This is a genomic window from Pseudonocardia sp. ICBG601, assembly GCF_020496245.1.
On sequence record NZ_JAHLJA010000148.1, the window covers coordinates 465166 to 489431 of the forward strand.

General features: G+C 72.3%; 21 protein-coding genes and 1 pseudogene. 9 read left to right on the top strand and 13 right to left on the bottom strand.

What is annotated here, in order from left to right:
- The first annotated feature begins 8 nt into the window (after positions 1-8).
- Together KPL57_RS31350 and KPL57_RS31355 are read left to right on the top strand one after the other, a co-directional pair.
- The gene (locus tag KPL57_RS31350; protein WP_226354266.1) at positions 9-641 is read left to right on the top strand and encodes a rhodanese-like domain-containing protein; all 633 of its coding nucleotides are present in this window, start codon (positions 9-11) and stop codon (positions 639-641) included.
- Positions 638-1423, top strand: coding sequence for a sulfite exporter TauE/SafE family protein (locus KPL57_RS31355; RefSeq protein WP_226354267.1), 786 nt, complete (start codon positions 638-640; stop codon positions 1421-1423). Before KPL57_RS31350 ends, KPL57_RS31355 begins: the two co-directional genes overlap by 4 nt.
- Before the next feature lie 18 nt (positions 1424-1441).
- Here KPL57_RS31355 and KPL57_RS31360 read toward each other — a convergent pair whose 3' ends face one another.
- A complete protein-coding gene (locus tag KPL57_RS31360) occupies positions 1442-2359 on the bottom strand; it encodes a LysR family transcriptional regulator (protein ID WP_226354268.1) in 918 nt (305 codons plus the stop codon).
- A gap of 164 nt (positions 2360-2523) precedes the next feature.
- Here KPL57_RS31360 and KPL57_RS31365 point away from each other — a divergent pair, with 164 nt between their 5' ends.
- Together KPL57_RS31365 and KPL57_RS31370 are read left to right on the top strand one after the other, a co-directional pair.
- Positions 2524-3120: a hypothetical protein gene (locus KPL57_RS31365; protein ID WP_179761573.1), complete on the top strand. Its 597-nt coding sequence runs from the start codon at positions 2524-2526 to the stop codon at positions 3118-3120.
- Positions 3117-3986, top strand: a complete 870-nt coding sequence (locus tag KPL57_RS31370) for a mycofactocin-coupled SDR family oxidoreductase (RefSeq protein ID WP_226354269.1) — start codon at positions 3117-3119, stop codon at positions 3984-3986. The genes KPL57_RS31365 and KPL57_RS31370 overlap by 4 nt, the downstream gene beginning before the upstream one ends.
- A gap of 10 nt (positions 3987-3996) precedes the next feature.
- On the opposite strand, the gene KPL57_RS31375 is transcribed toward KPL57_RS31370, so the two are convergent.
- The 3 genes from KPL57_RS31375 to KPL57_RS31385 form a co-directional block, all read right to left on the bottom strand.
- Positions 3997-5004 (bottom strand): PHB depolymerase family esterase, encoded by a 1008-nt coding sequence (locus tag KPL57_RS31375; RefSeq protein ID WP_226354270.1) that lies wholly within the window; start codon positions 5002-5004, stop codon positions 3997-3999.
- A gap of 88 nt (positions 5005-5092) precedes the next feature.
- Entirely contained in the window at positions 5093-6004 is a 912-nt protein-coding gene (locus KPL57_RS31380) for a patatin-like phospholipase family protein (protein WP_226354271.1), read from the bottom strand.
- A 215-nt stretch (positions 6005-6219) separates the two neighbouring features.
- The gene (locus tag KPL57_RS31385) at positions 6220-6939 is read right to left on the bottom strand and encodes a MerR family transcriptional regulator (RefSeq protein ID WP_226354272.1); all 720 of its coding nucleotides are present in this window, start codon (positions 6937-6939) and stop codon (positions 6220-6222) included.
- A 192-nt stretch (positions 6940-7131) separates the two neighbouring features.
- Between KPL57_RS31385 and KPL57_RS31390 the strand changes: the two genes are divergently transcribed.
- Both KPL57_RS31390 and KPL57_RS31395 read left to right on the top strand, forming a co-directional pair.
- Positions 7132-8676 (top strand): alpha/beta hydrolase, encoded by a 1545-nt coding sequence (locus tag KPL57_RS31390; protein ID WP_226354273.1) that lies wholly within the window; start codon positions 7132-7134, stop codon positions 8674-8676.
- Positions 8657-9421, top strand: a complete 765-nt coding sequence (locus tag KPL57_RS31395; RefSeq protein ID WP_226354274.1) for a DUF1345 domain-containing protein — start codon at positions 8657-8659, stop codon at positions 9419-9421. The genes KPL57_RS31390 and KPL57_RS31395 overlap by 20 nt, the downstream gene beginning before the upstream one ends.
- 96 nt (positions 9422-9517) lie before the next feature.
- On the opposite strand, the gene KPL57_RS31400 is transcribed toward KPL57_RS31395, so the two are convergent.
- The 3 genes from KPL57_RS31400 to KPL57_RS31410 form a co-directional block, all read right to left on the bottom strand.
- Positions 9518-10669 carry a nucleotide disphospho-sugar-binding domain-containing protein gene (locus tag KPL57_RS31400; RefSeq protein WP_226354275.1) on the bottom strand — a complete coding sequence of 384 codons (1152 nt, stop codon included), beginning with the start codon at positions 10667-10669 and terminating at the stop codon, positions 9518-9520.
- A 199-nt stretch (positions 10670-10868) separates the two neighbouring features.
- The gene (locus KPL57_RS31405) at positions 10869-11771 is read right to left on the bottom strand and encodes an alpha/beta hydrolase-fold protein (RefSeq protein WP_308253099.1); all 903 of its coding nucleotides are present in this window, start codon (positions 11769-11771) and stop codon (positions 10869-10871) included.
- A gap of 53 nt (positions 11772-11824) precedes the next feature.
- Positions 11825-13126 carry an FAD-binding oxidoreductase gene (locus tag KPL57_RS31410; protein WP_226354277.1) on the bottom strand — a complete coding sequence of 434 codons (1302 nt, stop codon included), beginning with the start codon at positions 13124-13126 and terminating at the stop codon, positions 11825-11827.
- 305 nt (positions 13127-13431) lie between these two features.
- On the opposite strand from KPL57_RS31410, the gene KPL57_RS31415 reads away from it, so the two are divergent.
- On the top strand, positions 13432-14670 hold the full coding sequence (locus KPL57_RS31415; RefSeq protein ID WP_226354278.1) for a CdaR family transcriptional regulator: 1239 nt from the start codon (positions 13432-13434) through the stop codon (positions 14668-14670).
- 25 nt (positions 14671-14695) lie between these two features.
- Here KPL57_RS31415 and KPL57_RS31420 read toward each other — a convergent pair whose 3' ends face one another.
- The 4 genes from KPL57_RS31420 to KPL57_RS31435 form a co-directional block, all read right to left on the bottom strand.
- The gene (locus KPL57_RS31420; RefSeq protein ID WP_226354279.1) at positions 14696-15919 is read right to left on the bottom strand and encodes an amidohydrolase family protein; all 1224 of its coding nucleotides are present in this window, start codon (positions 15917-15919) and stop codon (positions 14696-14698) included.
- A complete protein-coding gene (locus KPL57_RS31425; RefSeq protein ID WP_226354280.1) occupies positions 15916-17331 on the bottom strand; it encodes an MFS transporter in 1416 nt (471 codons plus the stop codon). Before KPL57_RS31425 ends, KPL57_RS31420 begins: the two co-directional genes overlap by 4 nt.
- Positions 17332-18505: 1174 nt before the next feature.
- Complete coding sequence (locus KPL57_RS31430) at positions 18506-19240, bottom strand: DUF1345 domain-containing protein (protein ID WP_226354281.1); 735 nt, start codon at positions 19238-19240, stop codon at positions 18506-18508.
- 125 nt (positions 19241-19365) lie between these two features.
- The gene (locus tag KPL57_RS31435; RefSeq protein ID WP_226354282.1) at positions 19366-19632 is read right to left on the bottom strand and encodes an amidohydrolase family protein; all 267 of its coding nucleotides are present in this window, start codon (positions 19630-19632) and stop codon (positions 19366-19368) included.
- Between the two features lie 642 nt (positions 19633-20274).
- Between KPL57_RS31435 and KPL57_RS31440 the strand changes: the two genes are divergently transcribed.
- Together KPL57_RS31440 and KPL57_RS31445 are read left to right on the top strand one after the other, a co-directional pair.
- Entirely contained in the window at positions 20275-21393 is a 1119-nt protein-coding gene (locus KPL57_RS31440) for a DUF418 domain-containing protein (RefSeq protein WP_226354283.1), read from the top strand.
- Between the two features lie 170 nt (positions 21394-21563).
- Positions 21564-22682 carry a serine hydrolase gene (locus tag KPL57_RS31445; RefSeq protein ID WP_226354284.1) on the top strand — a complete coding sequence of 373 codons (1119 nt, stop codon included), beginning with the start codon at positions 21564-21566 and terminating at the stop codon, positions 22680-22682.
- Between the two features lie 18 nt (positions 22683-22700).
- Here the strand turns inward: KPL57_RS31445 and KPL57_RS31450 are convergent.
- Positions 22701-22901: pseudogene (locus KPL57_RS31450) on the bottom strand (IS30 family transposase); the annotation flags it as partial.
- Between the two features lie 504 nt (positions 22902-23405).
- Positions 23406-24212 carry an alpha/beta fold hydrolase gene (locus KPL57_RS31455; protein WP_226354285.1) on the bottom strand — a complete coding sequence of 269 codons (807 nt, stop codon included), beginning with the start codon at positions 24210-24212 and terminating at the stop codon, positions 23406-23408.
- Positions 24213-24266 lie beyond the last annotated feature (54 nt).

Genomic DNA, 24266 nt, shown 5'->3' on the forward strand with positions numbered 1-24266 from the left:
CCCACCCCATGAACGCCCCCACCGCGTCCACCGACGCGTCCACCGTGAGCCCCGCGACCCTGCGGAGCTGGGTCGAGCAGCCCCCGGCCGGTACCGGCACCCCGATGGTGGTCGACGTCCGCAGCGCCGCGGAGTACGAGGCGCAGCACATCCGCGGCTCGTACCACGTCCCCGTCCGGACCCTGGCCGAGCACACCGCCGAGCTCGCCCGCCTGCTCGACACCGGGAGCGCGCCCGTCGTGCTCGTCTGCCGGTCCGGGGTCCGCGCCGAGCAGGCCCGCCGGCACCTGACCGGCGCGGGCCTGGACCACGCCCACGTCCTCGACGGCGGCGTCCCCGCCTACGCCGAGGCGGGCGGCGACGTCGTCCGGGGCCGGCACGCCTGGGCGCTCGAACGGCAGGTCCGTCTCGGCGCGGGGGCCCTCGTGCTCACCGGGCTGCTCGCCGGGCGGTACCTCGCCCCCGCCGGGCGGCTGCTGTCCGGCGCCGTCGGCACGGGTCTCGTGCTCTCGGCACTCACCGACACCTGCACCATGGGCGCGGTCCTGGCCCGGCTCCCGTTCAACCGGGCGGCGGCCGACCCGACCGTGGCCGAGACCCTGGCCGCGCTGGAACGCCGACCCGGCACACGCCCGTCATGACCACGGTCGCGCTCGCGGCCGCGTTCGGCGTCGTCATCGGGTCGCTGCTCGGGCTCGTCGGCGGGGGCGGCGGGATCCTCGCCGTCCCCGCCCTGGTCTACGGCCTCGGGCTGCCCCTGTCCGACGCGGTGCCCGGCTCGCTCGTCGTGGTCGGCCTGGCCTCGCTCGTGGCCGCCCTCCCCCGGGCCCGCACCGACGTCGACTGGCGGCTCGCCGTCGTCGTCGGCGCCGCGGGGGTCCCGGCCTCGCTGCTCGGCGGGGTCCTCCACCACCACCTCGACGACCGGTGGCTGATGCTCGTGTTCGCCGCCGTCATGGTCGCCGCGGGTGTCCACATGCTGCGGCGCGGCACCGGGACGGGCGGGGTCTGCGAGCTCCCGGACGGCGGCGTCGCCTGGCGACGCTGCCTCCCCCGCGCGATCCTCACCGGCCTGGCCGTGGGGCTGCTGACCGGGCTGCTCGGCGTCGGCGGCGGGTTCCTGCTCGTGCCGGCGCTGGTCGTGGCCCTCGGGCTGCGCACGACGACGGCCGTCGCCACCTCGCTGGTGATCATCGTGGTCAACTCGGCGGCGGCCCTGGTCCTGTACCTGGCGGCCGGCGGGCTGCACCTGCCGTGGACGGCGATCGGCCCGTTCGCGGTCGCCGCCGTCGCCGTGTCGCTGCCCGCGGGACGGCTGGCCCGCCGGCTGCCGGCCGCCCTGCTCGGTCGCGGGTTCGCCGTCCTCGTGCTGCTCGTGGCCGCCGGGGTGGGGGTGCGCAGCACGCTCGCGCTCCTCGCCTGAGGAGGCCCCGGCCGCCGGTCAGCCGTCGACGAGTGCCTCGGCGTCGATCGCCGTCCGGACCGCGTCCACCGCCCGGCGGAGCGCCTCGACCAGCGGTGACCGGTCCGCGCTGCGGGTGCAGAGCGAGATCGGGCAGGGGGCGACGTCGGCGATCGGGACGAAGACGACCTCCGGGTGCCGGACGCTGTCGACCACGGAGCTCCCGGTGATCGCGACGGCCGCACCGGCGGCGACGACCTCCAGCAGCTCGTCCATGGTGTGCACGGTGGGCCCGTAGGTGACCGGCACGCCGCTGGGCCGCGGGTCGCAGGCCCACCAGCGCACCCACTGCTCGTCGGTCCGGTCGTCGTTCGCGTGGGGTTCGCCGTCGAGGTCGGCCAGCTCGACGACGGCGCGGGCCGCCAGCCGGTGGCCGCGCGGGAGCGCGACGACGCGGGGTTCGAGCCGGACCACGTCGAGCCGGAGCCCGTCGGTGTCGGCGACGGGCGGCCGGACGAGCGAGGCGTCGACGGTCCCGGCGCGGACGGCGGCGGCCTGGTCGGGCCACGGCAGCTGCACGAGCTGGACCGACGCGGCGGGGACGTCGCGCTGCACCAGCTCGATGATGCGCCGGGTGTGGGTACCGGTCGCCGCGGTCATGAACCCGAGGCGGACGACGCCGGCGGCGGCGCGACGGTGTGCCTCGACCGCGGCGACGGCCCGGTCCGCGGCGTCGAGGGCCACGCGGGCCTCGGCGAGGAACCGGCGGCCCGCCTCGGTGGGGACCAGGGGGTGCGCGCTGCGGTCGAGCAGCTCGGCGCCGAGCTTGTGCTCCAGCGTCCGGATCTGCTTGCTCAGCGCGGGCCCGCTGACGTACAGCCGGGCCGCCGCCCGCCCGAGGTGCCCCTCGTCGACGACGGCCACGAGGTAGCGCACGAGGTGCAGGTTGAGGTCCACATCGACTCCCCTCCGTGACGCAGTGTCCCACGACACCGTCGATGAGGACCACTGAGCTGCGGTGATAACCGGATGGTTCACGGTCGCGCCGGGACATGTCATGGACGCACCCGGCCGCCCCCGGCGAGGCTCCGTCGCGTCCCACCACCGACGGAGGAGTACCCATGAGCCGCTACGAACAGGAGTTCGTGACGATGTTCGCCGGGCTGGAGAAACAGCTCGAGAGCATCGACAACCCGCGCCACCGCGCGATCCTCAAGAACTACCGGCGGCACGGGCTGCTGGAGGTCGCCGGGCGCTACCACGAGCTCCTCGCCCCGGACATGACCGTCGAGCACCCGCAGTACCGGCTGCACGAGGGCGGCCAGTCGATCGTCCTCGACGGCATGGAGCAGGTCCTCGGGTTCTACGAGTCGCTGGTGGCCGCGAACGCGCTCGTCATGTGGGTGGCCGACCAGGACATCGCGGTCAACGACCACGGCTTCTCCGGCGAGGTCGTCTTCAACGCGTTCGTCCCCGCGCCGATGCTCGGCGAGAGCGCCTTCTCCGACATCCGGGCCGGCGACCCGGGCGAGATGTACCTGCTGCGCCGCACCCTCGCGTTCGTCTGGCCCTACGACGAGCGCTGCCGGCTCATCGGCGAGCACGTCTACGAGGACGGGGCGTCCCGCGAGATCATCGAGCCGGACCCGGCCGACGTCATCACCGCCGCCCGCGCCGCCGAGCTGCTCGCGCCCGAGATCGACCGGGTCCTGCCGTGAGCGCCGCCTCCGGCGGCCGTCTGGCCGGGAAGGTCGCGCTGATCACCGGCGGAGCGCGCGGGCAGGGACGGTCGCACGCCGTCCGGCTCGCCGAGGAGGGCGCGGACATCGTCCTCGTCGACCACTGCGCCCCGGTCGCGTCGGCGCCCTACCCGACCGCCGGACCCGCCGACCTCGAACAGACGGTGAAGCTCGTCGAGGACCTGGACCGGCGCGTCCTGGCGGTCCGGGCCGACGTCCGCGACCTGCCGGCGCTGCGGTCCGCGGTGGCCGACGCCGTCGCGGAGCTCGGCCGCCTCGACATCGTCCTAGCCAACGCGGGCATCGCCGGCTTCGGCCCCGCGCTGGAGATGGAGGAGGACGTCTGGCAGGAGATGATCGACATCAACCTGACCGGGGTGTGGAAGACCGTCCGCGCCGCCGCGCCCGCGATCGTCGACGGCGGCCGCGGCGGTGCGATCGTGCTCACCAGCTCCGTCGCGGGGCTGATGGGGTTCCCGAACCTCGCCCACTACTGCGCGGCCAAGCACGGCCTGGTGGGCCTGATGAAGGTCCTCGCGGTCGAGCTCGCGCCGCACAGCATCCGGGTCAACACCGTGCACCCCACCCACGTCGACACCGACATGATCCAGAACCCGGCGATCCACGGCCTGTTCACCGGGGGTGCGCCCGGTACCGACCCGGCACTGGCCGCCGCGGCGATGAAGGCGATGCACGCACTGCCGATCTCCTGGGTGGATCCGGTGGACATCAGCAACGCCGTCGTGTGGCTCGCCTCGGAGGAGGCCCGGTACGTGACCGGGGTGGCGCTCCCCGTCGACGGTGGAATCACCGCGCCGTTCAAGGTCCCGCACGACGCGGTCTGACGGCCGGCCGTCAGCCCATCGGCCTCGCCGACGCGAACTCCCACACCGCCGCCGACAGGTCGGGCCCGGCCCGGTCGGCGAACAGGCCGTCGGAGCGGGGCCCGGACCAGGCGTGCCCCATGCCCTCGACCAGGTGGTGGTCGACGTCCGCCCGGCCGGGGGCGCGGTGGACGGTGCGGGTCCAGGGGTGGCCGTCGGGCGGCTCGACGCGTGTGACGACACCGGGTGCGGTGTCGGTGTCGGGCCGCCCGGTGGCGACGAGCGCACCGCGCGCCAGCCACTGCCGCACCAGACGGTCTGCCATGAACGGGCGGACGACCTCGTCCCGGTCGCCCTGCACGACCAGCAGCGGGACCTGCCGGGCACGCGGGCCCATCTCGGCCTGCGCGAGACGGGCCGTGTCGACCGGCGTCAGGGTCGGGTCCTCCTCGAACCGGTGGAACCGGTACTCCCCACCCGCGACCGAGGTGACGGTCGCGACCAGGTCGGGGTAGGTGACCCCGAGGATCACCGCCGAGCCCGCACCGGAGGACGCCCCGGCGACGTGCACGCGGGCCGGGTCCGCCCCGTAGACCTCGACGACCTGCCTGATCGCGCCCGCCAGCAGCTCCGGCTCACCCCGGCCCCGCTGCTGGTGCTCCGGTGACAACGAGTTCCAGCACATCATCGCGTTGCGCAGGATCGACTGGGTCGGGTAGACGACGATGAAGCCCTCCCGGTCGGCGAGGTCGTCGAAACCGGTCATGGCCCGCATCGAGTTCAGCCCGGACCCGGTCATGCCGCAGCCGTGCACGGCCACGACGACCGGCAGCGTCCGGTCCGCACGCCACGAGGGCGGCAGGTGGACCTGGTAGTCGAGCCGGCCCTGCGAGCCGGCGTAGCTGCCATGCCGGTCCTGGCCGCCCGCCGGTTCCCGCGCCTCGGCGATCGCGGCGGGGACCAGGAGGGCGAGCAGCGCCAGCGCGGTCACCCCCGCGAGCAGGGCCGCGGGACGGCGGGTGGGTCGACGGTCGCGCATTCCGGCCTCAGCTCCTCGTTCCCGGTGGACGACGACAGTGCAGCCCGTGCCGTCGCGGCCGGGTCAACCCCACGTCGGCACCGTCGGCTCAGATCGGCTGCGCCCTCTCCACGGCGCGGTCCAGGGCCGCGGTGAACGCCGCGTAGCCGATCTCGGTGGCGGTCCGCACCTTCACGGGGTCGATGGTCAGCGGACCGACCCCCGCGTCGGCCTCGGGACCGACCGTCAGCAGGTGGGCGTGCCGTCGGTGCGGGTGGTCGGCCTGTTCGAGGACGGCCCGGACCGGCCCCAGACCGCTCTCGCTCTGCGCGATGTCGCCGAGCCCCGGGACCAGGCGGTTCAGTCCCCGGGCCCAGAGCGGGGAGGGCGGGTCGGCCGGGATGCGACGGAGCTCCGGGACCGAGAGATTGATCAGCGCCAGTACGTGCGTGCTGCCGTCCCGCAGCGCCCGGAGCAGCGGCAGCGGCTCGGACACGGCCCCGTCGATCCACGAGCGGTCGTGCAGCCGCACCGGCCCGCCCGCGAGCAGCGGGATCGACGACGTCGCGCGCATGGCGAGCTTCCAGTCGGAGATCGTGCGCGGCTCGAGGACGTGCCCGCTCAGGTCGTCCACGGCCGTCGCGACCACGTTCAACGCGACGGTCGAGTCACGGATCCGGTCCCACGGCATGGGTTTCGAGTCCACCAGGATCCGGTCCACCAGGTGGTCCAGCGACACCATCGACCCGCGGCCGCAGAGCCGTCGCGGATCGATGAAGTCCCGGCAGGCCATGTCCTCGAAGAAGATGCGTGCCGCGTTCGCACCACCCGCGTGGATCAGTGCGACGCCGATGTAGGCACCCGCCGAGCTGCCGTAGACGGCGTCGAACCCGCCGGCCAGCCCCGCGTCGTCGATCGCGTGGGCCATCCCGCCCGCGTAGGCACCGCGCATGCCGCCGCTCGCGATGACCAGTGCGATCCGGTGGCCGTCGTCGCGGCGACCGGTGTCGCGGCGACGCACCAGCGCCCGCAGGACCTCGCCGTCCTCGGGCAGCCGCTGCGAGGTATGGATGCCGCTCCCCCTCCGCCGACTCTCCGGGTGACGATCGCCGTCGGTGCTCGGCCGCCGTCCGGTGCAGGATGCCCCACCGCGTCGGGTGGGACACGGTGCAGGTCGGAGATCACGACGAGGGCCGGAGGTCGATGACGCGGTGTCCCCGCGTGCGGCCGGTCCGGTCAGCGGGCGGCGGTGCGGCGCCGCGCCCTCGTCAGGACGTCGAGCTGCGCGGGGTTGTACAGGTCTCCGACGGCCCTCCGGACGTCCTGGCGCCCCGGTCCGGCCCCCCGCAGACCGGCCTCGATCAGCTGGAACTGGGTGAGGCGTTCCGCCGAGAGGCGCCGGAGGTGTTCGGCGATGCCGGTCGCCACGACCTCGCGGCTCGACTCGTCGGCGTCGCCGGGGAGGTTGTCGAAGGCGACGACGGCCGCGTGCGACCGGTACGGGGGCAGCAGGTCCAGGTAGGCCTCGAGCGGCCGCGGACCGAGCAGCCGGCTGAGGACGACGACGAGGCCCCGTTCGGCCGTGGGCAGCCCCTCGATCCGGCTGGCGATCCGGACGGGCACGTCGAGCGGCGTCTCCTGCTCGAGCATCGTCACGAGCTCCGCGCGGGTCCGCTGCAGACGGTCGATGTCGCGGGCGATCCCGGCCTCGACCTCGCGCAGCACCCCGGTGGGCAGCCGGTCGGCGTCCCCGACCGCGGCGACCTGCGACAACGACAGACCCAGCTCGGTGAGCCGACGGATCCGGATCAGCCGGACGAGGTGCTCCACCCCGTACTGCTGGTACCCGTTCGACCGCCGTTCCGGCTCGGGGAGCAGCCCCAGCTCGTGGTAGTGCCGCACCGCGCGACGACTCGTCCCGGCGAGCTCGGCCAGCCGGCGGGGGCTCCACACCACGGCACCGTCCTTCCCTCCGACCAGCGTGCGCGGACGCCCGGCCCGGGCGCGGTCGCGGCGCCGTCGGGGGACGGGGACGAACCGACCATAACCGGTGACCGGCGCTACACCGTTGCATCTTGAGGTGGCCGTGACGGCCAGGTGTGCGCTGCCCCTGCCCCGTCACCTGCTCGATCCGGAGTCGTCCTCGCCGTGTCCCGTCACCCACGCCTACGCCCGCTGATCACCTCCACCGTCCTGCTCGGTCTCCTCGCCGGGTGCGCCACCGCGCCGGCCACCGCCGGCGGGTCGGACCCCGCACCGCTAGCCGCCTTCCACACCCAGGAGCTCGCCTTCGGCCCGTGCGCCGGGTACGCCACCACCGAGACCGACGCCGCCGTCCTCGGCGCGGACGGCCTCGAGTGCGCCCGGCTGACGGTCCCGCTGGACTACGACGACCCCGCCGGACGGACGGCCGAGCTCGGGGTCCTGCGCGTCCCGGCGACCGGGGACCGGATCGGCTCCCTGGTCGTCAACCCCGGCGGGCCGGCGAAGCCGGGGATGTCCTACGCCGCCCAGCTGGCGGCCTTCCCAGGCTCCGACCGGATCACCGAGCGGTTCGACCTGGTCGGCTTCGACATGCGCGGCACCGGGGCGTCCACCCCGACCGTGGACTGCTTCACCGACGCCGAGCGCCGGGCCGACCTGCTCATGGCCACCTTCCTGTTCGGCGGGGAGACCTGGAGCGAGGACGTCACCCGGCACGCCGCGGCGAGCTGCGCCGAGGGCTCCGGCGGGGCGGACGTCATCAGCCACCTCGGCAGCCGCGACACGGTCCGGGACATGGACGTCCTGCGCGCCGTGCTCGGCGACGACCAGCTGAACTTCCTGGGGGCCAGCTACGGCACCCGGCTGGGCGCGGTCTACGCCGAGACGTTCCCGCGCAACGTCCGGAGCATGGTCCTCGACGGCGGGATGGACCCGGACCTGGGCATCCGGGACCGGATGGTCCAGCAGTACGCCGGCTTCCAGCGCTCGTTCGACGCCATGGCGACCGCCTGCGCCGCGGCCGGGAGCTGCCCGCTGGGGGACGACCCGCAGCAGGCCACCGCGCGGTTCCAGGAGCTCGTCCGGCCGCTCGCCGACGACCCCGCCCCCACCGGCCGGGACCGCGGGCTGACCTACCGGAGCGCGGTCGAGGCCGTGCTGTTCGCCCTCTACTCACAGGACAACTGGCCGACGCTCGTCCAGGGACTGACCGAGCTCACGGCGGGCCGGGGAGACCTGCTGCTGGCGATCCGCGACGGGGCCCACGAGCTGCAGAGCGACGGCAGCTGGTCCACGTTCATCGAGGGCGCCTTCGCGACCCACTGCAACGACCGCGAGCGGCTGACCCCGGACCAGGAGACGGCGATGCGCCGGGAAATGCTGCAGGCCGCGCCGTTCCTCGACGACGGCCGCGGGAGCGGGGCCCGCGACGGCTGCGAGCACTGGCCCGCCGACCCGACGCTGGGGTCGCCCTACGCGACCGACGTCGACGGCCTGCCGCAGACGCTCGTCGTCTCCGTCACCGGCGATCCCGCATCGCCGCACGAGGGCGGCGTCGCCCTCGCCGACACCCTCGGATCCGGCCTGCTCACCGTCGAGGGTGAGCGGCACGGCACGGTGCTCGTCGCCGGGAACGCCTGTGTCGACGACGTCGTCGCCGACTACCTCATCGACCTGACGGTGCCCGACGATGCCCACTGCTCCCTCTGACCCGCTCTCCGAGTCCCGCCCGGGACGGGGCGGCCCCGCAGCGCCCCGCCGGCCGCGCCTGGCCTCCGACGGCACCCGGTACCTCGTCACGACCGCGGTCACCGTCGTCCTCGCCGCCGCGTACGGCGCCGCCGTCCAGACCGTCGCACCCGACGACATCGGATCGCTGGGCTTCGTCGTCTCCGTCTACTTCGGAGCATGGAGTGTCTGGGCCGCGCTCTACGCGGGCCTGACCATCACGGTCCTGCGCCGGGCCGACGGGGCCGCGCTGGCCGGGTGGCTGACCGAGAACCGCTCGGGACGACGGCGCCGACGACGCGTCGAGTGGCTCGCGGGCAGCGGTGGCCCGCTCGGCGCCCTCTCGTTCTGCACGGTGGCGATCGGGGCCGTGGTCGGCGCGATGGTGCTGCGGGAGCTGCGGGAGGACCCCGTCGTCGTCGGGCTGGCGGTCCTGGTGGTGAGCACCTCGTGGCTGCTCATCCTGACGGTCTACGCCGTGCACTACGCCCGGGAGAACGCCCGCGTCGGCGGGCTGGTCTTCGCGGGCACCGGTGACGGGCCACCTGGGTTCACCGACCACCTCTACCTCGCGATCCAGGTCGGCACCGCCTACACCAGCGCGGACGTCGCCGTGACGGGGCGCGCCATGCGGCAGACGGCGGCGCTGCACGCCGTCGTCGCCTTCGTCTTCAACACCGTGCTCATCGCGCTGCTGGTGTCGCTGCTCGTCACAGTCGCCACGTGATCGCACGCACGCGTCGTCGTCCCCGGGCGCGCCGTGCGACGCCGGTGTACATCGGCGCCCTGACCGCCGGTGGACGCCGGGCACCGTCCTCGCCGGTCAGCCGCGTCCGGTGAGCACGCGGACGGCCTCGGCGGGGCCGGGGGCACGGGCGATCGACTCGGCGACCGAGCGGGCCCCGGCACGGATCGCGGGATCGTCGAGCACCCGTGCGACGGCCGGCCCGACCGCCGCGAGATCGTCGACCACCACCCCCGCTCCCGCCATGGCGACGCCTGCCGCGATCGTGGGGTGGTCGGCGCCCCGGGGCCAGAGGACCAGCGGGATCGCGCGGCCGAGCGCGGCCAGGACGGTCCCGGCGCCGCCGACACCGACGACGAGGTCGACATCGTCGAGGAGTTCGTCGATCGGCACGAACCCGACGACGGTGACCGTGCCCCCTCCCGCACCGGTCCGGTCCCGGTCCACCGCCGCGGCGTCGCCCAGAGCCAGGCCGAGGGTCGCCACCACGTCGACGGGTGCCCCGGCCACCGCGTCGACCACGGCGGTGAGCATGTCGGCACCGGAGAAGATGGTGCCCAGCGTGACCAACACCCGCGGCCGCCCGGAGGACGACGGCGGCGGGGACCAGCGCGGCTCCGGACGGGGGCGCCGATGGGGAGTGGCCCGGACCGGCAGGACGTGTCCCGGGTCCGGGCGGGTCGCGATGGCGGGGTCGCGTAGCTCCACCGGCCACAGGTCGAGCACCGTGTCCGGGTCGCGCGGTCGCAGGCCGCGCCGCGCGTAGGGGCCCTCGGCGGCACGGGCGATCGCAGCGGCGAGCGGCGCCGGCAGCGGGGCGGTCATCCGGACCTCGTGCAGCGGGAGCTGCAGAGCGGTCGCGACCAGCGGTCCGACGGTGCAGTACAACTCGGACACCACCAGATCCGGCGACCACCGCCGCGCGGCGGCGAGGGCGTCGTCGGCGGCCAGGTCGAGCAGCACCCCGCCGAAGGTCTCGCCGATCCCGTCGACCGACGGCGCCATGATGTCCTCACCCGAGCGGCGCGCCGCCTCCGTGGCCAGCTCGACGGGCATCGGACCGGCCGGCAGGTGCTCCACACCGTCGGCGAGCTCACGGGCGACCACATCGCTCAGCCCGGCGCTCGTCACCAACGCCGCGGCGTGCCCCTGCTCCAGCGCGGCGGCGATCAGCGGCGCCAGCGGCAGGACGTGCCCGTGCGCGGCGACCGCGGTGAACAGGATGCGCATGGGAGGCCGGTCCTTCACGGGGGCGGGCGACAAGATCGTCATCGTCGGTTGTAGCAGCTTCCCGGCCGGAGCGTGATCCGGTCGCCGACGACGGCGACCTCACCGCGCTCGTCACGCCCCACCGGAGCACCCCCCGCGACCACCCCGGACCGCGCGGTGCGGCTCCGAGCCTCCGGGCCGTTCCGGCCGTCCGACCAGCTCAGGTCCGGCCGAGGACCGAGTCCGCTCCCGTCGTCCGCTCCGGTCGCGCCCGGCAGGTCGTGAGGTAGTCGAGGAACGACGCCTGCAACCCGGTGACATGCGTCTCGCGCAGCACCGCGGCGGTCACATCCGACGCCCGCCCGGTGCGCCGGAGACGGTCGAGGACGACGAGCACGTTCTGCCCGAGTCCACGGTAGACCGGGATGTCGCCGAGCAGCTCGACCTCGTTCACCGTGAGGTGCAGCCGCGCAGCGGACGAGCCCGCGCGGGGCTCCGGAGCGGCGTCGAGCAGGTCGAAGATCCGGCTGTCGGCTGCGATGACGCCGGGGCTCCCCGCTCCGAAGGTCGAGAACGGCGCCGCGCCGCGCAGCCAGGCGTAGAGGGTGAACAGCCCGCCGTAGGAGTAGCCGAACAGCCCGTGCCCGGTGTCGCCGACACCCAGCCGTGTCCGCAGACGGGGGTGGAGCTCGTCGGTCAGGAAGTCGAGGAAGTCGTCCGCGCGGGTGTCGGCGAGCTCGCGGAGGTAGACGTCCACCTGCTCCTGGGACATGGCGCCGGAGTCACGGGCGGCCTCCAGGGTGGACACCATGACCGGGCTGACCGGCTCACCCGGGGGTACGAGGTCGCGGTTGCGCAGGGTCTCCCAGCTCCCGGCGTCGTCGCCCGCGTAGCCGACGCTGACCTGGACGTAGGGGGCCACCGTCAGGTACGGGTCCGCCTGGGTGACGATGAGGGGGGCCGTGAGCCCGACGGAGAAGTTCCCGTCCAGCACGTAGACCAGTGGCAGCGGGTCCGCTGCGGCGGTGTACCCCGGGGGCGTGGTCACCCAGATGCCGTAGCGGCGTCCGTACGACGCCGTGATCTCGAAGTACTCCGTGCCGCCGAGGCAGCCGTGCAGCATGGTGCTCAATCCCGTGTCCTCTCGTGGTGACGATGCCTGCGGCGTGGCGGCCGTCAGCCCATGACGGTCCCCGGTCCCCCCGGACCGACCGGCCGTCGGCGGGAGAAGGCGCCCAGGTCGATCGTGGCCCCGGTGAGGGGTGCGGTGAACCGGGCGGGGGTGGTGTCGTGGTCGACGCCGTTCTCGACGCACTCGATGATCGTTCGCATGAACCGTCCGACGACCGGGGCGTTCTTGAACTGATTCCCGCTGGTCCCGATCGCGACGTAGAAGCCGGGGAGCCCGGTCCGGTCGTAGATCGGGGTCCAGTCGTCGGCGACGTCGTACACCCCGACGACGCCTCGGGCCCGGTTCGGCACCCCGAGGTCCGGCAGCCGCCTGGCGGCGCGGGTCACCTGGGCCTGGAACACCGCGGCCGTCGGTGCCGGGTCCACGTCGTCGGGCGAGTCGACCCTGTCGAACGGGTCGCACTCCGGTTCGGTGCCCCCGACCAGCATGCCGTCACCGACCTCTCCGCGGACGTAGATCCCCAGGTCCAGGTCCGCGAGGCTGGTACCGGCGGTCCCAGACGCGTTGTAGCCGCGGGGCGCCGCGACATGGGCGACCTCCTGACGCAGCGGCCGGGTCCGGACGGTGAAGTCGGACCCGACGCCGGCCAGCGCGTTGACCGTCGCCGACCAGGGGCCCGCGGCGTTGACCACGATGCTGCAGGAGACCCGGGTGCCGTCGTCGAGCCGGACCTCCGACGTCCGGCCGTGCCGGCACCCGATGCCGGTCACCGCGCGGCGTAGGAGGAACTCGGCGCCGTGCCGGCGGGCCGCGGTGGCCAGGTTCTGCGCAGCGAGCTGCGGATCGGACACGTAGCCGGCATCGGGGGTGAAGACCGCACCGAGCCGGGAGCGGGCGTCGGCCCAGAACCGTTCGTCGTCGATCCTGCGGGGCGGCCAGTAGCGACCGTTGTCGATGCCGGGGACCCGCCGGGCCAGGGTATCGGCGTCCCACTCCTCGTAGGGGATGCCGGCGTCGTCGAAGAAGGGGAGGTAGGTGCTCCGTGGGGCGGCATCGACGTCGAGGGCCGCGAGGCCGGTGCGGACGTAGCGCGCCGTTCCCGCCGGGTCCGCACCGCCGAGGTGCTCGTCCCATCGCTCCCACGCAGCCCTCGACTCCCACGCTCCGGCCACCCCCGCCCACGTGGAGAAGTTGAACCGCACCACCGCGCTGGAGGCGCTGGTCGATCCGTGCCCCACCCCGCCCGCCTTGTCGACGACGAGGACGCCGTACCCCCCACGGGCCAGGTCCAGGGCGATCGACGAGCCGACGACGCCGGCGCCGACGACCACGACCTCCGACCGCACGGACGCACCTCCTCCTGGTCGCACCCGTGCCGCCGCCCCCACGGACGGCTCCGGGCCGGATGCCCGTTCCAGTCTCCATCGCGACCGGGCCACGAACATCGGCGAGCTGACGAACGTCGGGCCGCCGGCGCGCGACATCTGTCGCGGGCGCGCGCCGACGCCGGCGCATGACCCGACCGTCCCGCACGCGACACACCCGTCCCCTCGACGGCCCGGCCCTGCGACCGGCGGTCTCGGTACGGTTCGGACCGGTCCGCCACCCGGACGCGCCCACCGTGCGGCCGCGACGAGCCCGGAGGAGCCCCATGCCCGACGAGGACCTGCAGCTGCTCGTCGACGACCTGGCCGGGCGGCTGGGGCGGTCGGTGGCGATCGACGATCCGGCGATCCGGCTCCTGGCCGCCAGCAGGCACTTCGGGGACGAGGACCCGACGCGGATCACGTCGGTGCTGAACCGGGCGGTGTCCGAGGAGGTGACCCGCGCGCTGCTCGCCCTCGGCATCGGCGGATGGACCCGGCCGGGCACGGTGGAGCTCGACCTGCCGGGGATCGGGAGGCGGCTCTGCGCTCCCGTGCGGTGCAACACCCTGCTGCTCGGTCACCTGTGGCTCATCGACAACGAGGCGAACCCGCTGACCGGCGCCGAGATCGCGATGGCTGAGGAGGCTGCGTCGCGCGCGGGAGTGATGCTCTATGCGCGTCTGCTGCTGCGCGAGCGGACGAACGTCCGGCGGGAGACGATCCTGCGGGATCTGGTCACATCCGACGAGGAGCTCAGGTCGCAGGCGGTGGACGACCTGCGAGCCGAGCAGGTGTTCGGCGGACGGACGACGGGCTTCCAGGTCGTCGCGGCGCAGAGGGGGCCCGCGGGCACGGCCGGGGGGCCGGACGACGTGGCGGTCGCCGCGGCGGTCCAGGACGGGTTGGCGAGCCTTCCCGACGGGGTCGGGCTGATGGTCGCGACCCGTTCCCGAGCCTGGCTGCTGCTCGCCGTCACGAGCGACCCGGCCCCGCGCCGGACCGACGCGCTCACCCGTACCGTGCTCGCCCGGTTCCGGCAGCTGAGCGGGCGCGACACCCGGTTCGTCGTCGGCGTCAGCGACGTCGTGGAGGAGCTCGACCAGGTCGTCCACGCCCACCGTCAGGCATTCGCCGCCGCACGCGCTGCGCTGTTGGTGCCCTCGCTGGGGGAGGTGGCGAGCTGGGGACGGCTGGGGGTCCACGACGTCCTGCTCCGGCTGCCGGCCGACGAGCTGGCGGCCGCCGCGCGGGTGCCGGCGTTGGAGGCCCTCGACGCCGCGGACGGGCGGCGGGTGCTCGTCACGACCCTCGAGACGTACCTCGACAGCGCCTGCGACGTCCGGCGGGCCGCGGGGCGCCTGTGCATCCACCGGGCGACGCTGTACCACCGGCTCCGACGCATCGAGGAGATCACCGACCACCGGCTCGACGACGGTGACGACCGGCTGACCCTGCACCTGGGACTCAAGCTGCGGGCGCTCGCCGCCTCGTCTGCGTCGCGAGCCGTCGGCGAGCAGCCATGACGTGGCGAGTGCGCCGCGACCGACGTCAGCGCAGGTCCTTCACGATCCTCCCGTTCTGGACGACGAGGACGACCGCGTCGGGATCCTCGAACAGCTCCGGGTCATCCAGCGGGTTCCCGGCGAACGCCACCAGGTCGGCGCGCTTCCCCGGTTCGATCGTTCCCACCTCGTCGGCGATCCCGAGGATCTCGGCGTTCACCCTCGTCGCCGCCTCGAGTGCCGCCTGCGGACTCTCGATGCGGGAACGTAGGAGCAGCTCCAGGCCGCGCCGGTCCTGGTTCGGGCCGATCAGGTCCGACCCCAGGCCCACCCGGACACCCGCGCGACGCGCGGCTCCGACGGCGTCCACCATTCCCTGGTAGGTGCCGTCGAGCCGTGACCGCATGGACTCCGGAAGGCCCGCCCCGGTGGTGCTCTCCGTCAGCAGACGCACGACGGACAGGGTGGGGACGAGCGCGACGTCGTGCGCCGCGAGCAGTGCGGCCGTCTCGTCGTCGACCATGGTCCCGTGCTCGACGCACCGCACACCGGCGGCGACCGCGTTGCGGATCCCCGCGTTGTTGTGGGCGTGCACCGTCACGTAGGTGCCGCGGGCGTCGGCCTCGCCGACGGCGGCGGCGATCTCCGCGACGGTGAACTGGGTATCGGTCAGCTTGTCGTGGCGCGAGACGACACCGCCCGTCACACACATCTTGAGGAAGCTCGCCCCCCGGCCGAACGCCTCGCGGGCGTTCCTCCGGACCTCGTCGGGACCGTCACCGGGGAGCGCGACGAACCGCAGCCCGAGGATGTCGTGCTGGTGCCACAGCGAGGTCGGTTCCCACTCGGCCGCCTGGTACCCGTGGCCCGCGGTCTGGCAGAGCACCGGACCGCAGTGGATGATGTCCGGTCCGGGGATCTTGCCGCTCGCCACCACGCCCGCGAGTCCCGCGTCGATGCCCCCGGTGTCGCGGACCGTGGTGAATCCGGCGTGCAGCGTGCGGCGGCAGTTCTCGAACATGTCGGCGGCCAGCTCCGCGACCGATATCCGGAAGGCGAGGGCGTCGTCGATGTGGCTGGAGAGGCCGAGATGAACGTGGGCGTCGATCAGTCCCGGGACGACGGTCAGGCCGGTGCAGTCGACGACGTCGGACGGTGGGCCCGCTGCGGCCGGCCGGCCGACGATACGTCCGCCCGCCACCTCGACCGCCCGGCCGTCGATGGGCCCGTCCCCGGTTCCGTCGACGACGGTCGCTCCTACTATTCTCACGGTCGGATCGGCCTCTCGTCGTCGTCACGGAAGGGGGGCCGCACGACCGGGGACGCACGGTCCGCCGCCGTGGGACGCGGTGGGGAGAGCCTATCGAGTTCCTCCTGCGCCGCACCCGGTTCGCGATAGCCGCGCAGGACCACGATCAGCGCCACGACGGCGAGCACGACGACCAGCAGTGGGAAGGCCAGGCCGGAACCGGTGGCCGAGGTGAGCCACACGGCCATGAACGGGGTGAATCCGCCCACGACGACGGTCAGGTTGTAGGCGATCGCTCCCGCGGTGACCCGTACCCGGACCGGGAACAGCTCCGCCACGCAGATGACGGCCGGGGTGATGAGGACCGACAGGGGGACGACGAAGAGCAACGCGCCCAGCAGGGCCAGTGCCGGGGAGCCGGTCGCCCCCAGCAGGAACGTGGGAACGGTCACGACGGCGAGGGCGCCGATGCACGCGATCAGCAACGGCCGTCGGCCGACCCGGTCGGCCAGACCGCCCGAGAGGAGGATCCCGACGATGACGACGACGCCGCCGACGGTGTTGATCGCCAGAGCCGAGCCCGGTGGCATCCCGTTGACCTGCATGTACGCGAAGTAGGCGGTGAAACTGACGTAGACGGCGACGGAGTAGAAGCTGCCGAACCCCAGGTAGAGCAGTATCGCGCGGTGGTTCCGTCGGACCACCTGCCACAGGCTCAGGTGGTCGTCCCCGTGGTCGTCCGACTCGGCCTGCTCGCGCAGGGCGTGGAAGGCGGGGGTGTCGGTGAGCCGGCGTCGGATGTAGATGCCGACGAGGCCGAGCGGGAGCGCCGTGGCGAAGACCACGCGCCACCCCCAGGACTGCATCATCTCGGCGGGCAGTGCGACGGCGAGCAGGGTCGCCACCGCGGATCCGGAGACGATCGCGCAGAAGGTACTGGCGCCCAGGTAGCTGACCGTCCGGGCCCGGCGCCCGGCCGGCGCGTGCTCGTAGAGGAACGCCGTCGCCCCGGCGAACTCCCCGCCTGCGGCGATGCCCTGGGCGAGGCGAGCGCAGACGAGCAGGATCGGTGCCGCGATCCCCACCACCGCGTAGGACGGGATGAGGGCGATGGAGAACGTCGCGATCGACATCATCGCGATGGTGACGTAGAGGATGTGCTGACGACCATGCCGGTCGCCCAAGCGCGCGAGGAGGACGCCGCCGACCGGACGTGCCAGGAACGAGACCGCATAGGTCGCCCAGGTGTTCAGCATCGCGACGGACGGGTCGTCGGCGGGGAACATCGCTCGCGAGATGTAGGCCGCGACCACGCCGTACACCGCGAACTCGTACCACTCGACGTAGTTCCCGACCGCGGCGGCGAGAACGGTCCGGCGACGACCGGACGGCACCTCGACGAGGTCTTCGCGACGGGGCTCCGGAACGCTCATGCTAGGTCCCTTCGTCATCGGCGATCGCGACGACCCTGCGCAGCGCGGACCGACGGCTGAGGGGCCCAGCCTGGTGCGCCCGTCCCGGGCAGAGCAGTGGTCGTCGGTTGCGACTTGTGTGGCCGGGCCGCGACATGTGTCGCGCCCGGTTGCGGCACGGTCCGGCCGAGGGAGGACCAGTTCGCGGCGGTGATCGTGGAACCGGGTGCGCAGCGGCTGTACGCCGAGGGGGGGCGGTGACGCCGGCTGCGAGCGACTCGGCGGAGATCCGAGCCACGGTGTCGCGCCGCTACGGCCGACGCCTGCCGTAGCCGCACCTCCCGCGGTTGAGGACCGCGACGGCACTCCGCACGGAGCCACGAGCGCAGTCGCCCGAGCGGCAAGTTGATCACGATCGTCCGCAGGCGCGCTCCGTCGTGTTCGCTACACGCTGTAGCCGAACGGTCGAGCAGGGCCGAAGGGGATGGCACGGAAGCCGGGGGGTGGAGGGGATTTCTGCCCGCCAGGCCAAAGGGAAAGCTCCCGGCAGCGTCGCTACCAGGGGCTTCTCGGAGCCGCCTTGGGGGGTCGAACCCCAGACCTGCGCATTACGAGTTCTCCCGTCGTGGAACCAACCATGCGCAGGCGGTCCATCCGTGCACGTCAGGCGGAACACGGTGCACATCTGACACCAGCGGTAGACACCTTTGGAGGCCACGAGGGAGGCCACGACGGCCGCTGCGGCACCCCACTCCCACCCTGGATCCTCGACAACGTCACGAGTTCCTGCACCGCACATCGAGCGACCGGACTCTGCGCGCCACGCCGGACGCAGCGCCCTGGCCGCGATGTCGAGTGCGTCGATGAGTTTGCTCAGGCACATCTCGCGGGCGATCGTTGCGTCCTACAGGAACGACACCGTCACTGCTCTGGCCTCCCACCCGGCGCGTGCTGCGCCGGGCCACCGTCCAGTCCCGCTCGCGACCCATCTCCCGGCCCTCCCCTCTCGGCTGGCACAACCGGTAGGGACAAGATCGTGTTGTCTCTAACCGCCCGTTGCCTGACCAACTGCGAGGCGCCACACACTTCGACGAGTTCCACGGCGCGAAGGTCAGCACGGATACGAATTCCCGGAGCACTGACAAAGTTGTCGTTGAGGTGACCGGGTGGCAGAAACGGCCCGCCTTGGGGCTGCTCAGCCGGTGAGGACGCCGACCGTGGCCGCGACGATGACGGTGTTGTAGAGGAACGCCAGCAGTCCGTGGAAGACCATCTTCGAGCGCATCTCCGTCGACAGCACGCTTACGTCGGAGGTCGCGAAGGTGAAGCCGACGGTGACAGCCATGTAGACGAACTCTGTGAGCGTCGGCTCCGTGCACCCGGGGAACTCGACGTGCTCGACGCCCTTGCTCCGGCCCAGCGCCCAGATCCGGGCGTACCGCTCCGCGTAGCTGAGGTGTAGCACGACCCAGGACAGGACGATCAGCAGGAGCGCTGATGCCGAGTACATCGAGACCAGGGCGTCCATCTGGTCCGGGTCACCGCCTTGCGCGACGAGCTCGGCGGTCGCCTTCTCCCCGGCGTCGCCGGTGAACTGCAGCAGCAGGATGATCGCGTTCATGATGGTGAGGACTGTCGTCGTGACGACGAGATAGCCCAGCCGGGTGTCCTGCAGCCGTCGCGTCCAGTTCACGTCGCCGCGCCGTGCGCGTCGCATCCGGTAGAGCCGGACGCCGATGAACGCGCTGGCCAGGACGATCCACAGCAGCGCGGTCACCTGGTAGACGACGTCGTCGATGTTCTCGTTGACCGACAGGTCGGCGAACATGACGATGGCGACGAGCAGCAGGAGCAGGTCGAGCACGCGCGTGCCCCACGACCCGCCCGTCGCGACGCTGTTGTCGGCAGTCGGTGTCTCGGTAGTGGTCATCTCAGTTCCCTCACCTTGTGAATCGATCTTCCGAGCGGTGCGAGGATCGCACCGCCTCGAGCTCGGCGACGCCGGAACCGGGCGATCGCGCCGGAGCGGTCAGCAGGTAGCGGCGACCACTGGGGTCAGCACGCCAGGTTGGCCGTGGCGAGGGCCGTGAGGTCGGATAACCCGTCCTCGGGCGTGCCCGGCAGGGCCCCGGCGGTGGCTCGCACCCGCTCGGCGATCCCGGCGGCGGCGTCGTACACCGGGTGCTGGCCGACGCCCGGGCCTCCCGCGACGATCACGTCGGCCTGCTTGCCGGGGGACAAGGTGCCGATGCGGTCGTTCATCCCGAGCGCGTCGGCACCGTGGACGGTGGCCCAGCGCAGTGAGTCGAGGCTGGCGGCCACGGCGTCACGGTGGTCGGTTTCGCGCTCTACCGCCTACCTGGGGTTGCAGCTCTAGCCGCGGATTGGGGACCTGAGCTAGCTGACCCCTACTGCGACCGTGCCTAGTTCGAGCGTTGAGGCGGCGTTCCCGCACGCCGGTCCGTTCCTGATCCGGCGGCTGAGTACTGCACTGATCGCCGAGCACTCGGATCGACCTGCTGCGCCTGGCCGGGGCGTTGAACTCGGTACGCGATCGCGTCGCATATCGGCGCACTGACGACTATCACGGGGAATCGCTGCTGGTGAGAGCAGATCCGCCCGAGAGTTGTCCGACGCTGCGGCGACCCTCAGGAGCTCGGCAAGTGGGGCATCCGGTACTGCTCGTAGTCATTCCGCCCGCGTCCGGGCTCGTCGAGCAACCCGACCCGGTGACAGTGGCACCGCCGCCTTGACTCTGCCCCGACGGCACACCTTCCACTGGTACGGCCGCGAGCAACAACCAACCGCGGTCGCCACACCTGTGCCCGCCCGTAGCCGGGGAGCACCCGCCGGACGCCACCGTGGCGACGGCCCGACTAGGAGGACGAGAGTGCCCAGGACACCGACCGGTGTGGCCACACCGCCCGGCGCTGCCGCACCGATGCACCGTGCGAGCGGACGGGCATGAGTACCGTCGCCGGTACGCCGACAGCCCGAGCCGTCGCGCCCGACCTCGCTCGGGGCGCGATGCTGCTGATGATCGCGCTCGCGAACGTCCATCTCTATCTCTACGGCTCCGCCGGGCTGCGTGGCTACCCGGCCGACCTGGGCCTGGCCGACCAGATCGTGGTCGTGTTCCAGATGCTGTTCGTCGACGGGCGGGCCTACCCGCTGTTCGCGATGCTCGTCGGATATGGCGCTGTCCAGTCCGCACGAGGGCGGGAGCCGGGCCGCGCCGTCGGGGTCCTGCGCCGCCGCGGGGCGTGGATGATTGCGATCGGTGCATTGCACGGCGTGCTGCTGTTCCCCGCCGACATCGTCGGCGCCTACGGTTTGCTGCTGCTCCTGTCCGCCGTGGTCGTGGTCCGCGCCTCGGACCGCACCCTGGGAGCGATCGCGGTCATCGGCCTGCTGATCGCAGGCGCGGTCGGGGCGACGTCGGGCCTGCCAGCGGGTCCCGCCTGGCCCAGCATGACGGCGACCGGCCCGACCATGGCCATGCTGCTGCACCTGCCCGAGTGGCTGGGCAGCACGGTCGTCGCAGCGCTCACCACGGTCGGGATGGTCGCCCTTGGCGCGCTCGCGGCCCAGCGCGGCATTCTCGACGAGCCCGGCCGGTACCGCCCGCTCCTGCGCCGAACCGCCGTCATCGGGATCACCGTCGCGGCACTGACCGGGCTGCCGCTCGCGCTCGCAGCCGTGGATTGGTGGCAGCCGACCATCGGACTCGCAATGGTCGCCGGGGTGCTGCACCAGACCGGAGGGCTCGCAGGCGGACTCGGGTTCGGGGCGCTGTTCGGCCTGTTCGCGACGCGTGCGGTCCCGCAGGCGCTGCTCGCCACCGGTCGGCGGTCGCTGTCGAACTACCTCGGCCAGTCCGTCGTCTTCTGCGCTCTGCTGCCCGCCTGGTCGCTCGGGCTGGGCGCCGACCTGACGGTGTGGCAAGCCTCGCTGCTCGGCCTCACGACCTGGCTGCTCGGGATCGCTCTCTCAGCGGCCCTCGACCGTGCCGGACGACGCGGTCCCGCCGAGGTGGTACTCCGCCGACTGACCCACGGCAAACGACCGGCACGTACCGGCTGACCTCGCCTGGACCCACGGGTCCGCCGAACAACCGTCATGCAGCCAAGCCGTGGCGCGGCCGAGCAAATTCGACGACAGGACCGACGCAATCTCGGTGACATGCCCGTGGCAGGTAACCACAATGAGATGTAAAGGAAAGGTCAAATCATGGGACAGAAGAATTGTTGACTGTGCAGCTCGAACTCGAGAAAGCCGGCCAAGAGTATATCCGCAACCGGAACGAGCTGACACTCACGATCGGCTTGACCCAGAACGGACACCGGTCGATCTTCGCTTTCCGCTCACCGGACGCCCAGTACGTCACGGTGCCGGACGAGCGGACGCTCTACGAGATCGGGTCGTTCTCGAAGGTGTACACGACATCTGTACTCTCGATTCTCGTATCGCAGGGCGTGCTCTCCTTCACCGACACCATCGCTGACTACTTCCCGGATCTGAACATCAGGTCGGAGGTCGGTGAGATCACCGTGTTCGACCTTGCGACGCATACGTCCGGCCTGTCGGGGGACGGCGTGGTACTCGCTCGCATGATCAGCGAGGCGGTGTCGACGGAAGACCCCACGCGGTTCACGTACTACGCCGACTACACCAAAGCTCATCTGGACGAGGAGCTGGAGGCTGCCGAACTCGTCCGGCCGCGTGGTAGCGGTTGGGAGTACTCGCGTACCGGATTATCCGTGCTGGGCCACATCCTCGAAGTCGCATCAGGACAGACCTTCGAATCGCTCCTGAAGCGTCACCTCGGCGACCCCCTGGGTCTCGTCGACACCGCCTACACACTATCGACGGACCAATCCTCCCGATTGGTCCGAGGCTACTACGCAGATGGCACGCCGTCGCCGAACTGGTACTGGGACATCATGCTCCCGCAAGGGGGAATCCGGTCCACCATGGCCGACATGTTGACCTTCATCGAAGCCAACCTCGCACATGACGACAGCGAGCTGACGACGGCCCTGCGATTCGCCCAGGAGACAGAGTTCGAGTGGCCGGCGGGTTCTGATCCGGCGAACACCCCATACGGCAGTACCGCCGGCTTCCGGCAGGCAATCGGCTGGTGGAACCTGGACCGTGGCCACGGTCCGGTTAGCCAACACGCCGGAGCGACGATGTCGTACCAGTCCTTCGGCGCTCTGCATCGCAAGTCGGGAACGGGCCTCGTGGCGATGACGTCAAGCGCGGAGAATCTCCAGGACGTCATGGAGTTCCCGCAGATGGGACAACGACTCATCGACTTCGCCGTCGAGCGAGCCAGCGCTGTCGACGGCGGGTCCGGAGTAACCCCGTAACGACGGGGCGGGTTCCAGTCAGCGTCGCAACACGGGGACGTCCCGAAGGCTACTGAAAGCGGCCTGCGGGCTGGACCACCCGAGGACCTTGCGAGGGCGGGCGTTGTGCTCGGCGGCGACCTCTTCGAGATGGTCAACGGTATAGACGCTCAGATCAGTGCCCTTAGGGAAGTACTCGCGGGGCAGCCCGTTGGCGTTCTCGTTCGTTGGGCATTGCCAGGCGAACGCAGATGGCAGAAATAGTCGGCAGACCGAGCGCTGCGGTGACGACCGGGCCGCAGCGTGAACTCGTTGCGGGGGCCCGCGCCCTCGCCGTCTCTCAGAACGTGTTTGAGAAGTCCGTGTGGCGGGAGGGAACACGTGCTTCTGCTGGCGTCGGGCATGCCCGCGATGGCGCGATGCGTCGGGTGGGTCATGGCCTGGACACGGCGCGGTGGCGCCTTTGGTCCCGGGCCGGGCGGCGGTGTGCGCGGCTCAGGAGATCCACCGCTCTCTACAGATCAGCAGGCGTGGGATCGTAGGTCCCCGTCCCAGTGGCTGGTCACGGGGTCAGGCACCGCGGACAGGCAGGCAATGCAGCCAGCCGACGTTAACTACCGGGAACGACGACGAGACGGCTTCGTCGGTCGGGATGGGCCTCTCTGCACCGTAAGGCGGCCGTGTCCGGGTGGTGCGCCGGCCGTGATGTCGACTGGTGTCCGCCCCATCGCCGCCGTGCGCACATCAGATACCGGCGGCGCGGCGCGTGATGTCGCGGACCATCTCGGTGGTCTCCTGGGGGTGCGAGAGGTGCACCGTGTGGAGGGAGCCGGGCCATATTGTGGCGACCGTTCCGAACGCCGTGGCGATGCGCCGGTGTGCGGCCAGGCCCGCGTCGGTCAGCTCGTTGCCCGGTGGGTAGTCCGCGCTGATGATCGCAGCCGGGATGTCGGGACGCAGACGTGTCTGGTCGAACGTCGCGGCGATGTCGCCCAGCCCTCTCGCGTAGTCGGCGAGGCGCGCCTTGTCGATCTGGAAGCTCCGTCTCATCGCCTCCGCCTGCGGCGGCCGCATCCGGTGGTTCTCGATCTCGGACTCGACCCAGGCGGCGGTGGCCTCGTCGACGTCGGCACGCGCGGCGGGGTCGGTGACGGCCGCTGCGCCGTCCATTAGCGACTGCTCGACCTGGCGCGTGACCCCTTCGGCGTTCACCGGTGTGCCGTCCAGGAAGACGATGCCTGCGACGTCGTCGGGGTAGTCGTGTGCCAGCAGGAGCGCGATCCCGCCCCCGAGGCTCTGTCCGACGACCACGACGGGGCCCATCCCGAGACGCCGGATGAGCGCATGCAGGTGGCGGGTGGCGCCGGCGATCGTGCCTTCGGTGCGTGACGAGCCCGTCCCCGGCCGGTCGTGAACGATCACCCGGGCGCCGGGATCGTCCAGCAACGCCTCGATCAGCTCCGGGTAGAAGCCGTCACAGGTGACGTTACCGCCCGGAATGAGTAGCACCGGCTGACCTGTCTCACCGTAGATGCGTACCTCGTCGTCCACCGTGCTCTCCTCCGTGTGTGCTGTTGCCTGTCGCGTCGGTGGGTCGACGCCCGT

Excerpts from the sequence above, each read along its gene's own strand:
- KPL57_RS31350 (WP_226354266.1), top strand. The coding sequence starts at position 9 with ATGAACGCCCCCACCGCGTCCACCGACGCGTCCACCGTGAGCCCCGCG.
- KPL57_RS31355 (WP_226354267.1), top strand. The coding sequence starts at position 638 with ATGACCACGGTCGCGCTCGCGGCCGCGTTCGGCGTCGTCATCGGGTCG.
- KPL57_RS31365 (WP_179761573.1), top strand. The coding sequence starts at position 2,524 with ATGAGCCGCTACGAACAGGAGTTCGTGACGATGTTCGCCGGGCTGGAG.
- KPL57_RS31375 (WP_226354270.1), bottom strand. The coding sequence starts at position 5,004 with ATGCGCGACCGTCGACCCACCCGCCGTCCCGCGGCCCTGCTCGCGGGG.
- KPL57_RS31395 (WP_226354274.1), top strand. The coding sequence starts at position 8,657 with ATGCCCACTGCTCCCTCTGACCCGCTCTCCGAGTCCCGCCCGGGACGG.
- KPL57_RS31400 (WP_226354275.1), bottom strand. The coding sequence starts at position 10,669 with ATGCGCATCCTGTTCACCGCGGTCGCCGCGCACGGGCACGTCCTGCCG.
- KPL57_RS31405 (WP_308253099.1), bottom strand. The coding sequence starts at position 11,771 with ATGCTGCACGGCTGCCTCGGCGGCACGGAGTACTTCGAGATCACGGCG.
- KPL57_RS31415 (WP_226354278.1), top strand. The coding sequence starts at position 13,432 with ATGCCCGACGAGGACCTGCAGCTGCTCGTCGACGACCTGGCCGGGCGG.
- KPL57_RS31425 (WP_226354280.1), bottom strand. The coding sequence starts at position 17,331 with ATGAGCGTTCCGGAGCCCCGTCGCGAAGACCTCGTCGAGGTGCCGTCC.
- KPL57_RS31430 (WP_226354281.1), bottom strand. The coding sequence starts at position 19,240 with ATGACCACTACCGAGACACCGACTGCCGACAACAGCGTCGCGACGGGC.
- KPL57_RS31440 (WP_226354283.1), top strand. The coding sequence starts at position 20,275 with ATGAGTACCGTCGCCGGTACGCCGACAGCCCGAGCCGTCGCGCCCGAC.